The following is an 11,826-nucleotide window of genomic DNA, read 5'->3' on the forward strand; positions in this document are numbered from 1 at the left end:
TTAGGTTAGGGCAGCCTAAGCTGTCATACTTCAGCGGGATCGGGAATTGCTGAGGAGGACCTGGGTGAGCGCAACCGCCGTCGCCCCGCGCCTCCATGACCTCCGCCGCCACCGCGTCACCGTGCTGCTCGCGCTGCTCGCCTGCGTGGCGGTGGCGGTCGTGCTGAGCATCACGATCGGCTCCAAGTCCGTGCCGCTCGGCGACGCCTGGCACGCGCTCACCGCCCCGACCGGCACCGAGAACGACATCGTCATCCGCTCCCTGCGCCTGCCCAGGACCGCCCTCGGCGTCCTGGCGGGCATCGCGCTCGGCGTGGCCGGCGCGCTCATGCAGGGCCACACGCGCAACCCGCTCGCCGACCCCGGGCTGCTCGGCGTCACGCAGGGGGCGGCGTTCGCGATGGTGGCCTCGATCATCCTGCTCGGCGCCTCCAGCCTGCTCGCCTACATCTGGTACGGCCTGGCGGGCGCCCTGGTCGCCAGCGTGGCCGTGTTCGCCCTCGGCATGGTCGGCGGCAGGGGCGGCCCGACCCCGGTCACCCTGGCGCTGGCGGGCACCGCCGTCAGCGCCCTGCTCTACGCCCTGACCTCGACCATCGTGCTGCTGGACGAGCAGGCGATGGACGTCTTCCGCTTCTGGCAGGCCGGCTCGATCGCCTCCAGGGGCGCCGACGTGGTCTGGCAGGTGCTCCCGTTCGTGCTCGCCGGGCTGGTGCTCGCGCTGGTGAACGCCCCCGGGCTCAACGCGCTCTCCCTCGGCGAGGACGTGGCCCGCAGCCTCGGCCAGAACATCCCCAGGACCAGGACCATCGGCGTGGCCGCCGTCACGCTGCTGTCGGGCGCGGCCGTCGCCGCGTGCGGCTCGCTGGCCTTCGTCGGGCTCATCGTGCCGCACCTGGCCCGCCCCCTGTCGGGCACCGACCACCGGTGGCTGCTGCCGTACTCGGGGCTGATCGGCGCGGGCCTGCTGCTGATCGCCGACGTCGTCGGCCGCGTCGTCGCCCCGCCGGGCGAGCTGGAGGTCGGCGTGGTGCTCGCGCTGCTCGGCGCCCCCTTCTTCGTCGCCCTGGTCCGCCGCAGAAAGCCCGTGCGCCTGTGATGACCACCCTTCCCCTCCGCATCGGCGCCCTGTCCTGGCGGGTACGGCTGCGCGGCGTCGCGCTCACCGTGACGGGCCTCGTCCTGCTCGTCCTGCTCATGGCGGCGAACATGCGCATCGGCGACATCGAGCTGACCCTGCCCGAGGTGCTCTCCGGCACCTTCGACGTCAACAGCGCCGCCCACTTCGTCATCATGGAGCTGCGCCTGCCCCGCGCGCTGACCGGCGCCCTGGTCGGCGCCGCGCTCGCGCTGTCGGGCGCGATCATCCAGTCGATCGCCCGCAACCCGCTGGCCAGCCCCGAGATCCTCGGCGTCACCACCGGCGCCTCCGTCACCGTGGTGGCCGGGCTGGTGGCATCCGGCAGCGCGTACGGCACCGTCAGCGGCCTGCTGGCCACCCTCGGCGTCCCCGCGCTCGCCCTGCTCGGCGGCCTGGCCGGCGCCGCCGTCGTGTACGGCCTGGCGTGGCGGCGCGGCCTGGACGGCTACCGCCTGGTGCTGGTCGGCATCGGCGTGGCCGCCGTGTTCACCAACGTCAAGTTCTGGCTGCTGACCGTCGGCGACGTCAACGACACCGCCAGGGCCATGGTCTGGATCAGCGGCTCGCTCAACGGGCGCGGCTGGGAGCACGTGACGCCCACCGCGCTGGCCCTGGCCGTGCTGGTGCCGCTGACCCTGCTCGGCACCCGCTCGCTGGACGCCCTGCGCTTCGGCGACGACACGGTGACCGGGCTCGGCATCCGCATGAACCCGGCCCGCGCCCTGCTGATCCTGGCCGCCGTGCTGCTGGCCGCCGTGGCCGTCGCGTCGGCGGGACCGATCGCGTTCGTGGCCCTGGCCTCGCCGCAGATCGCGCTGCGCCTGGTCCGCTCGGGCCGGCCGCCGCTGCTGTGCTCCGCGGTCGTCGGCGCCGTGCTCACCACGGCCGCCGACCTGATCGCCAGGACGGCCTTCTCCCCCATCGAGCTGCCCGTCGGCATCGTCACGGCCGTGCTGGGCGCCCCGTACCTGATCCACCTGATCTGGAGGTCGCGAAAGTGAGACTGCAGGCAGCCGGCGTCAAGCTCGGGTACGGCGACCGCGTCATCGTGGACGGGCTCGACCTCGGCATCGAGGCCGGCACGGTGACCACCATCATCGGCCCGAACGGCTGCGGCAAGTCCACGCTGCTGCGCGCCCTCGGCCGGCTGCTCAAGCCGCAGGGCGGCGAGGTGCTGCTGGACGGCAAGCGCATCGACAAGATCCCCACCCGCGAGGTGGCCAAGATCCTCGGCGTGCTCCCGCAGTCGCCCTCCGCTCCCGAGGGCCTGACCGTCGCCGACCTGGTGGCGCGCGGGCGGCATCCGCACCAGACCTGGTACCGGCAGTGGTCCTCCGACGACGAGGGCGCGGTCGCGGCGGCGCTCGACATGACGGGCCTGTCCGACCTGGCCGAACGGCCGCTGGACGAGCTGTCGGGCGGGCAGCGGCAGCGGGCGTGGATCTCCATGGCGCTCGCCCAGGGCACGGACCTGCTGCTGCTCGACGAGCCGACCACGTTCCTGGACCTGGCGCACCAGGTGGAGGTGCTGGAGCTCGTCCGCCACCTGCACGAGGAGGCCGGCCGCACGGTGGTCATGGTCCTGCACGACCTCAACCTGGCCGCGCGCTACGCCGACCGCCTGGTCGCCATGCGCGCCGGCCGGGTGATCGCCTCCGGCACCCCGCACGAGGTGCTCACCGAGGACCTGCTGCGGGAGGTGTTCGAGCTGGACGCCAAGGTCATCGCCGACCCGGTGGCCGGCACGCCGCTGGTCGTCCCGATCGGCCCGCTCAGCCACAGCCGGGGCGGCGCTCCCCTCACCCACGGCTAGGACGAGCTCCACCGGGCGAGGGCGCGCTGGACGTCCCCGTCCCCTGGAGCCAGCTGCGCGGCCCTCAGCAGGTCCTCGCGCTCCTGCGCGTCCAGGCCGACCGCCCGATACACCAGCGACCGGTTGAACAGCAGCTCCGCCGACTCCTCCAGCTTCAGCGCCCGCGTCAGATCCGCCAGCGCCGCCTCGTGGTCACCCCGCTCGAACGCCAGCTCGGCCCGGCCCGCCCAGGCGGGCACCAGCTCGGGGTCGAGCTCCAGCGCCTGGTCGAAGGCCATGCGCGCCTCCGGGTAACACTCCTCGGCCAGCTCCACCTGGCCGAGCACGCACAGCAGGTACGCGTCGCCGGGCGTCAGCGCCAGGCCGCGCTCCACGTCCTGCCTCGCCCTGGCGTAGTCGCCGGCCGCCGCGTGGATGCCGCAGCGGTTGACGTACGCGGGGGCGAACCCTGGATCCAGCTCCAGCGTGTGATCCAGGTCCGCGAGGGCCCCCTCGACGTCGCCGGCGGCGTAACGCACCTCCGACCGGTTGTAGTACGCCTCGGGGAACGGCGGGCTGAGCCGCATGACCGCCTCGTAGTCGGCCAGCGCCTCCTCCTCCCGGCCCAGCTCGTGCAGCAGGTTGCCGCGGTCGAGGTAGTAGTCGGGATAGCCGGGGTCGGCCTCGATGGCGCGCGTGTAGTCGGCCAGCGCCGCGTCGCGCAGCCCGGCCATGGCCAGGAGCTGGGCCCGGTTGGCGTACAGCACGAGCCGGTGGATCGGGTGCTCCTCCGCCAGGTGCGCCTCGGCCAGCCCGATGGCCTGGCCCACCAGCTCCATGGCGGCGTCCCTGCGGCCCCTGCGCAGCTCCACCAGAGCCTTGCCGTTGAGGTCGAAACCCAGGTGGAAGGCGCGCTCCCCCTGGTCGGGCAGCAGCGACGTGATCGTGACCGCCTCGTTGATCCAGGCCAGCGCCTGTTCGGGGTCGCGCCGGGCGGGGTCGTGGTGGCGTACCAGGATCATGGCGGTGGCGTAGGCGGCGGTGGCGCGGTGCTTGGGGTCGGTGCTGAGGCGCCTGGTGCGGTCGTAGAGCTCGCGGGCCTCCTCCTCGCGCCCGACGGCCTCCAGGGACGCGGCCACCCGCTGCAGCAGCCGCTGCCAGCGCTCCGGATCGTCCTCGTACGCCAGCCCGCGCAGCACCTCCAGGCCCGACTCGGCCATGGCGTGGTGGAAACCCTCGTCGCGGTAACGGTCGAAGTCGGCGGGCAGCGGCCCCGCGCCGGGGCGGGACGGCCCCTCCTCGATGGCCAGCAGGCCGGGATCGAGCCTGCGCCGCAGCACGGCCACCAGTTCCGCGTCGGTGTGGTCGGCCTCGCCGAGGTTGGCCACGTGCACGCGGAGCGGCCCTGAGCGGCTCAGGCAGCCGCGGACGAACTCCGCCAGCCCGTTCGCGATCCGCAGGCTCCGGCGCACGCCCGGCACCAGCACCCGCTGCTCCCTGGGCAGGTCGTCGGCCAGCGATCGCCGCCGGACGGGCACCACGTCGCGCAACCGCGGCGCCGCAGCCCTGATCTCGATGTCGTGCGCCGCGACCAGCTCCGGCCGGTGCTCCAGCTCTGCCGGGACCAGGTGCCCGAGCAGCGCGGCGGCAAGCGTGTACGGGCCGCCGATACGGCGATCCGCGTCGATGAAGATCGTGTCCACGCGGTCCCTCTCCCGTGGTCAGACACGGCCGGCGCCCCCGCGCGGCACACCCCTCCGTCAGCCGTGCCCCACCACGGCCGACACCTGTCACGGCACCAGCTTGAACCCCGTGACCCCACCACGGCCAGCCCCTGCCGCCACCTGTTCGCCCCGTCCCCTCCCCAAGGACCCCCGCCGGAGTGCGGCGGGCGGGAAGGGGACGCGGGCCCGCACAGCGGGCTACGGGCGGATCAGGCGCTGTGCCTGGGCGCAGCCCCGGCAGTCGGCTTCACGGTGCCGGGCTTGTGAACAACGATCTTCTTCATGAATGGCCTTTCACGTTCCAACGGGACCGAACGATCAATGACCGGTACATGTCAACACATCGAAAAGTCGTCGATCAAGGTTTCATCTGGTAAAGGCCCATTTCAACGACATTTTGGACGAGCCCGAAAGCTCACTCCCCGCCGAGGATCGCGTCCACGAACACCTCGGGATCGAACGGCGCCAGATCGTCGGGCCCCTCGCCCAGCCCCGCCAGCTTGACCGGGACACCCAGCTCCCGCTGCACCGAGATGACGATGCCGCCCTTGGCGGTGCCGTCGAGCTTGGTCAGCGCGATGCCCGTGATGTTCACCACCTCGGCGAACACCTGCGCCTGCCGCAACCCGTTCTGCCCGGTGGTCGCGTCGAGGACCAGCAGCACCTCGTCGACCGTGGCCTTCTTCTCGATGACCCGCTTGACCTTGCCCAGCTCGTCCATGAGCCCGGTCTTGGTGTGCAGCCGCCCGGCGGTGTCGACGATCACGACGTCGACCTTCTCCTCGATGCCCTTGGCCACCGCGTCGAACGCCACGGACGCCGGGTCACCGGCCTCGGGGCCGCGCACCGTGTCGGCGCCCACCCGCTCGCCCCACGTCTGGAGCTGGTCGGCGGCGGCGGCGCGGAAGGTGTCGGCCGCGCCGAGCACCACCTTCTTGCCGTCGCCGATCAGGGAGCGGGCCAGCTTGCCGGTGGTGGTGGTCTTGCCGGTGCCGTTCACGCCCACGACGAGGACGACCGCGGGCCGCTCGCCGTGCCTCTGGACGTGCAGCGTACGGTCGAGGTCGGGGTTGACCTGGGCCAGGAGCTGCTCCCTGAGCAGGCCGCGCACCTCCTCATGGGTGCGGCTGCCCAGCACCTTCACCTTGGTGCGCAGCTCCTCCACCATGGCGCGGGTCGGCGCGACCCCCACGTCGGCGGTGATCAGGCTCTCCTCGATCTCGTCCCACACCTCGTCGTCGAGCCGGTCGCGGGACAGCAGCTCCAGCAGCCCGCGCCCGAGCGCGTTCTGCGAGCGGGCCAGGCGCGAGCGCAGCCGCACCATCCGGCCCGCGGACGGCGGCGGGACCTCGATCTCGGGCGCGACGACCATCGGCTCGGCGGGCTTGACCGGCGGCGGAAGCGTGGTGGTCGCGCCCTCGGCCTCCTCACCCGCTCCCGCGGGCCGCTTCTCCTCCTCGGGAAGCACGGGGGCCTCTGGCGGCTTGACCGGCGGGGCCGCCTTGCGACCCGGCCTGAACAGCAGGAAGAGACCGCCGGCCGCCAGCAGGGCGACGACGGCCACGATCACGATGACGCCGAGGTAACCATCCACAAGATGTCAGTTTTCCAGATCGACCACCATGGTCACGCCCAAGGCCACACCGATCAGGCGGACTCGCGCCGGCCGATCAGGCGGATTCGCGCTCCCTGAGCCGCTGGCTGACGACCTGGGTCACGCCGTCGCCGCGCATCGACACCCCGTAGAGCGCGTCGGCGATCTCCATCGTGCGCTTGTTGTGGGTGATGACGATGAGCTGTGAGCTCTGTCTCAGCTCCTCGAACAGCATGAGCAGCCGCTGCGTGTTCGTGTCGTCGAGGGCCGCCTCGACCTCGTCCATCACGTAGAACGGCGACGGCCGCGCCTTGAAGATCGAGATCAGGAACGCCACCGCCGTCAGCGACCGCTCGCCGCCCGACAGCAGCGACAGCCGCTTGACCTTCTTGCCCGGCGGCCTGGCCTCGACCTCGATGCCGGTGGTCAGCATGTCCTCGGGGTCGGTCAGCACCAGCCGCCCGTCGCCGCCGGGGAACACCCGGCCGAAGATCTGCTCGAACTCGCGGGCCACGTCCTCGTACGCCGAGGCGAACATCTGCTCCACCCGGTCGTCGACCTCCTTGACCACGGTCATCAGGTCGCGCCTGGTCTTCTTGAGGTCCTCCAGCTGGGAGTTGAGGAAGGAGTGCCGCTCCTCCAGGGCCGCGAACTCCTCCAGCGCGAGCGGGTTGACCTTGCCGAGCTGGTTCATCTGCCGCTCGGCCGCCCTGGCGCGCCTCTCCTGCTCCTCGCGCACGTACGGCACGGGCGGCTCGCCCGGCACCGGCGCCTCGGGGCCGTACTCGGCGATCAGCGCCTCGGCCTCGACCCCGAACTCCTCCAGCGCCCGCTGCTCCATCTGCTCCAGCCGCAGCCGCTGCTCGGTGCGCGCCACCTCGTTGCCGTGCACCCGGTTGACCAGCTTGTCCAGCTCCTGGCCCAGCTCGCGGACGCGCAGGCGGACCTGCTTGAGCTCGGCGTCCACGGCCACCCTGGTCAGATCGGCCTCGTCACGCTCCCTGGAGGCGAGCTGGACGGACGCCGCCAGGGCCTGGAGCACCTGCTTGGCGCCCTTGCTGACGGCCTCGGCCAGCGCCGCCTGGCGCCTGCGCCTGGCACGCTGGGCGGCCGCCTGGGCGCGCTCCTCGCGCTCGCGCCTGGCCGCCCTCAGCAGGCCGTCGGCGCGGCCCTCGATGCCCGTGACGCGCTCCTCGGCGGTGCGCACCTGCAGGCGGGTGTCCATCTCGCGCTGCCTGGCGGTCTCCACGGCGCTCGCCAGGTCGTCGCGCAGGCCGGTGGTGGGCTCGGACTCCAGCTCCTGGGCGTACTCGGCCTCGGCCAGGCGGATCTCCAGCTCCGCCAGCTCCTCCTGGCGCTCCGTGCGGGCCTCCTCCGCCTTGGCCACGCTCCTGGCCAGGCGCTCGGCCTCGTCGCGGGCCGCGTTGGCGGCGGCCTCGATCTGGGCCAGCCGCTTGGCCGCCGCCGCGTTGCGCTGGTCGGCCTCCCGCTGGCGGGCGCGCACCTGGTCGAGGGCGCCCTGGGCGGCGCTCACGCCGGCCTGGGCGGTGGTGACGGCGGTCTGCGCCTCGCCGACGCGGGCCTGGGCGGCCTCCAGGGCCGCCTGCGCGGCCTGCTCCGCCTCGACGGCCTCGTCCAGGGCCGTGGCGCTCGCCTCCGCCCTGGCCTCGGCCTCCTTCAGGTCCCTGACGGCCTCGTCGAGCGCGGCCCGCACCTGGAGGACGGACGTGCCGCCCTCGGCGCCTCCGGCGGCCAGGTGGGCGCTGACGAGGTCGCCTGCCCTGGTGACCGCTCTGAGGTGAGGGTGGCGGCCGGCGATCGCCCGGGCGGCCTCCAGGTCGTCCACGAGCACGACATCGGCCAGCACGTGCTCCAGCGCGGGGAGGAGGTGATCGGGCACCGTCACCAGATCCGCCACCCACCGGCCGCCGCCTGGGGCCGCCGCACGCGAGCGCCGGGCCCCGCCGGGCGCCTCCTCGCCGTGGCCGAATCCGTTGCCGGCCACCAGGAGCGTCGCCTGGCCCGCCCCTTGCGAGCGCAGCAGCTCCAGTGCCTCGACGGCGGTGTCCAGGGTCTTGACGGCGACGGCCTCGGCGGCGGGGCCCAGGACGGCCGCCACCGCCTGCTCGGCGCCCGGTGTCACCTGCATCGAGGCCGCCAGCGGCCCCAGCACCCCCGCCAGGCCGGCGTCCAGCACCGCCGCGCCGCCGTCGCCCTTGGCCAGGCCCAGCTCCAGGGCGTCACGGCGGGCGGCGAGGGCGGCGACCGCGCGCTGGGCCTCCTGGTCGGCGGCGCGAGCCGTGCTCACGCCGGACTTGGCGGACTGCAGGGCGGCGCGGGGCGCGTCGAGGCCGGACTTGGCCTCCTCGAGGGCGGCGCGCGCCTCGTCGGCCACCGCCCCGGCCTCCTCGACCACGGCCTGCGCGGCGGCCAGCTCCTCGGCCAGCCCCGGATCGACGGCGGGCTCCTCCAGCCGCTGGGCCTCCAGATCCTCCCTGGCCTGCCGCTCGCGCTCGCCGGCGTCGGCCACGGCCTGCTGGAGGCGCCCGATCTCCTCCCCGGCGGCGCGGGCGCGGCTGCGTACGGAGTCGACCTGGCCGCGCAGCTTGGCCAGGCCCTCGCGGCGGTCGGCGGCGGCCCTGGCGGCCAGCGCGAGCCGCTGCTCCTCGGCGCTCAGCCCGGCCTCGGCCTCGGCGCGCCGCTGGACGGCGTCCTCCAGCAGCTCCTGGGCCTGCTCCAGCTCGGCCCTGAGGATGAGCTCCCGCTCGCGCACCTCGGCGGCCTCGCGTTCGAGGTCTTCCGGGTCGCGGCCGCGGCGCTCGATGGCGGCGGCGTCGAGGGCGTGGCGGTGGCGCTCGGCGGCGAGCTGCTCCAGGCCGGTGATGCGCTCGCGCAGGGAGGACAGCCTGAAGTAGGTCTCCTGGGCGGCGGCCAGCCGGGGCTGGGCCTCGGCCTCGGCGGCCTCCAGCGCGCTCTCGCGCTGCTGCGCCTGGGCCAGCTCGGTCTCCACCTGCTGCCGCCTGGCCGTGATCGCGGCCTCGTCGGCGGCCTCGCGCTCCAGCGTGGCCCGCAGGATGCACACGTCGTCGGCCAGCAGCCGCAGCCGGGCGTCGCGCAGGTCGGCCTGGATGACGGCGGCCTTGCGGGCGATCTCGGCCTGGCGGCCCAGCGGCTTGAGCTGGCGGCGCAGCTCGGTGGCGAGGTCCTGGACGCGGGTGAGGTTGGCCTGCATCGCGTCGAGCTTGCGCAGCGCCTTCTCCTTGCGCTTGCGGTGCTTGAGCACGCCCGCGGCCTCTTCGATGAAGGCCCGCCGGTCCTCGGGGCCCGCGTGCAGCACGGTGTCGAGCTGGCCCTGCCCGACGATCACGTGCATCTCGCGGCCGATGCCCGAGTCGGACAGCAGCTCCTGGATGTCGAGGAGGCGGCAGGTGTCGCCGTTGATCGCGTACTCGCTCTGCCCCGACCTGAACATCAGCCGGCTGATCGTGACCTCGGTGTAGTCGATCGGCAGCGCGCCGTCGGAGTTGTCGATGGTCAGCGTCACCTCGGCGCGGCCCAGCGGCGGCCGGGAGGAGGTGCCGGCGAAGATGACGTCCTCCATCTTGCCGCCGCGCAGCGACTTGGCGCTGTGCTCGCCCATGACCCAGGCCAGGGCGTCGACGACGTTGGACTTGCCGGACCCGTTGGGGCCGACCACGCAGGTGATGCCGGGCTCGAAGCGGAGGGCGGTGGCCGAGGCGAAGGACTTGAAGCCGCGCAGGGTGAGGGTCTTCAGGTACAAGCGCGACCCCCTTCTCCTGAACGGACCTTGAACAGACCTCGGAAGAGCCTACTGGTCCCCGCTGCCCGGGGTGGGCATCTACAGTCGGGTCCGCGCTCCGCCAGGAGTTTCAGTGCCAGGAGTTTCTGCGCAAATAACAAGGGACGCCTCTTCGAGACGTCCCTGGGTCTTGCGCTCCGATCACTCTCAGGTGAGTGCCGGCTCGCGCTCCTGCACGCGGCTTAGCGCCTCGTCGCGGGTTTGCGCTGCAAGAGCGTCATTCGTGGCCTGAAGTCGGATGAGTTCTGCCTCCAGATCCCGGATACGCTGCTGCAGGCGGCGCATCTCCGAGACCATCCGAGGGTCAGGACCGCCGACGTGGCCGAGTAGAGCCTTCGCCATGGTAAAGGGTCCTCCACGCTGAGTGACCAGACTGGTTCGCGCACTTCTATTCCGCGGGAGGGGTGCGCGTGGTACCTAACAAGAGTCGCACCGGCAGTGTGGGCGGTCAAGTCGAACGAACCGCTGAGCCCTACTGATGGGCACTCCCGACATACAACTATACCCTATTTAGGCGGTTTGACGAAACGGGCTACCTCTCCATGAATCCGCCCAAACTACCTCGGGGTTCGCTCCAGCGTTCCACTACTCCATCCACCCTGCCCGGCGTGTCGCAACCTCTGAGCAGCTCCAGGAGCTTGACGCACGCCTCGCGCGTCCCCTCCGCGACCACCTCGACCCGGCCGTCATCGGTGTTGCGCGCCCAGCCCACCAGGCCGAGCTCCAGCGCACGCGCCCGGGTCCACCAGCGGAAGCCCACCCCCTGGACCCGGCCGCGGACCCAGGCCGTCAGCCGGACGTCCTCGCTCTGCGACATGCCATCCCCTTCACGCGACCAGTGCCATGGCCGACTCGCGGACCGCCGCCTCGTTGAACGCCCTGATGGCGGCCGTCTCCCTGCTCCGCACCCAGGCCAGGCCCAGGACCGACGGAGGCAGCCCGGTGACCGGCACGAAGCTGAGGTCGGGGCGGGCGAGCTGGAGCGCCGTGGGCGTGCAGAACAGCATGCCGCCCCTGTTGAGCGCCACCTGAGTCAAGCCCTCCTGCGTGGTGGCCACCTTACCGGCCAGGGAGATCGAACGTCCGGAAGGGGTTACGGAGGGCGATATCCGCTCGTGCCACCAGCGCGGCGCCGGCCCGTCGAGACCGATCAGCGGGACGGAGGCCAGCTCCTCCACCCCCAGGCCCGCCCGGCCCGCCAGCGGGTGCCGTACGGAGACGCCGAGCAGGTGGCTGACGTGGTTCAGCCCTTCACCGGTCGCCAGGTCCGGCTCGTCCACCGGCAGCAGCGTGAACGCGATGTCCACCAGCCCCGCCCGCAGCTTGCTGAAGGGGTCGGAGAGCGGGATCTCCACCAGCTCGACCGCGCACCCGGGATTGCGGCGCTCGAAGGCGCGCACGCTGCCCGTCACGACGTCCGTCGGCGTGGCCAGGAACCCGACCCTGATCACCCCGGTCACCTCGCGCGCCGCCGCCTTGGCCCTGGTCACGGCCTGCGCCATGCCGTCGTAGGCGGGCCGCAGGTCCGCCAGGAAGCGCTCGCCGAGCGGCGTGAGCCGCACGCGCCTGCTCGTCCGGTCGAAGAGCCGGCCGCCGATCCTGGTCTCCAGGGAGCGCATGAGCTGGCTCACCCGGCCGGGCGACAGGTACAGTCGCTCCGCCGTACGGGCGAAGTGCAGCTCCTCGCTGAGCACGATGAAGCATTCCAGCTCCCTGAACTCCATGGCCCGCCCTCCGGCTCGATCGCTTAACCTG

Annotated in this window: 9 protein-coding genes; 3 read left to right on the top strand and 6 right to left on the bottom strand. The window is 72.9% G+C overall.

Features of this window, described 5'->3' with window-relative positions; translation table 11 throughout:
* Window positions 1–64: 64 nt before the first annotated feature.
* Genes ACBJ32_RS27990 through ACBJ32_RS28000 form a run of 3 tightly spaced genes read left to right on the top strand, consistent with a single transcriptional unit; the run spans window position 65 to window position 2,954 of the window.
* Entirely contained in the window at window positions 65–1,099 is a 1,035-nt protein-coding gene (locus tag ACBJ32_RS27990) for a FecCD family ABC transporter permease (RefSeq protein ID WP_375129222.1), read from the top strand.
* Window positions 1,099–2,142, top strand: a complete 1,044-nt coding sequence (locus tag ACBJ32_RS27995) for a FecCD family ABC transporter permease (RefSeq protein WP_375129223.1) — start codon at window positions 1,099–1,101, stop codon at window positions 2,140–2,142. Before ACBJ32_RS27990 ends, ACBJ32_RS27995 begins: the two co-directional genes overlap by 1 nt.
* Window positions 2,139–2,954: an ABC transporter ATP-binding protein gene (locus ACBJ32_RS28000; protein WP_357872382.1), complete on the top strand. Its 816-nt coding sequence runs from the start codon at window positions 2,139–2,141 to the stop codon at window positions 2,952–2,954. Before ACBJ32_RS27995 ends, ACBJ32_RS28000 begins: the two co-directional genes overlap by 4 nt.
* Here ACBJ32_RS28000 and ACBJ32_RS28005 read toward each other — a convergent pair.
* From ACBJ32_RS28005 to ACBJ32_RS28030, 6 genes are all read right to left on the bottom strand, one after another.
* Window positions 2,951–4,636 (bottom strand): tetratricopeptide repeat protein, encoded by a 1,686-nt coding sequence (locus ACBJ32_RS28005; protein WP_375129224.1) that lies wholly within the window; start codon window positions 4,634–4,636, stop codon window positions 2,951–2,953. The two genes, ACBJ32_RS28000 and ACBJ32_RS28005, sit on opposite strands and share 4 nt — an antisense overlap.
* Before the next feature lie 436 nt (window positions 4,637–5,072).
* Window positions 5,073–6,251, bottom strand: coding sequence for a signal recognition particle-docking protein FtsY (gene ftsY / locus ACBJ32_RS28010; protein ID WP_357872377.1), 1,179 nt, complete (start codon window positions 6,249–6,251; stop codon window positions 5,073–5,075).
* A gap of 76 nt (window positions 6,252–6,327) precedes the next feature.
* Window positions 6,328–10,032, bottom strand: a complete 3,705-nt coding sequence (gene smc, locus ACBJ32_RS28015) for a chromosome segregation protein SMC (protein ID WP_375129225.1) — start codon at window positions 10,030–10,032, stop codon at window positions 6,328–6,330.
* A gap of 186 nt (window positions 10,033–10,218) precedes the next feature.
* A complete protein-coding gene (locus ACBJ32_RS28020; protein ID WP_043618321.1) occupies window positions 10,219–10,413 on the bottom strand; it encodes a hypothetical protein in 195 nt (64 codons plus the stop codon).
* Window positions 10,414–10,603: 190 nt separating this feature from the next.
* Window positions 10,604–10,888 (bottom strand): acylphosphatase, encoded by a 285-nt coding sequence (locus ACBJ32_RS28025; protein ID WP_357872371.1) that lies wholly within the window; start codon window positions 10,886–10,888, stop codon window positions 10,604–10,606.
* A gap of 10 nt (window positions 10,889–10,898) precedes the next feature.
* Window positions 10,899–11,795, bottom strand: a complete 897-nt coding sequence (locus tag ACBJ32_RS28030; RefSeq protein WP_375129226.1) for a LysR family transcriptional regulator — start codon at window positions 11,793–11,795, stop codon at window positions 10,899–10,901.
* Between the last annotated feature and the right edge of the window lie 31 nt (window positions 11,796–11,826).

This window comes from Nonomuraea sp. GTA35, assembly GCF_041950525.1.
In the GTDB taxonomy this organism is placed as follows: domain Bacteria; phylum Actinomycetota; class Actinomycetes; order Streptosporangiales; family Streptosporangiaceae; genus Nonomuraea.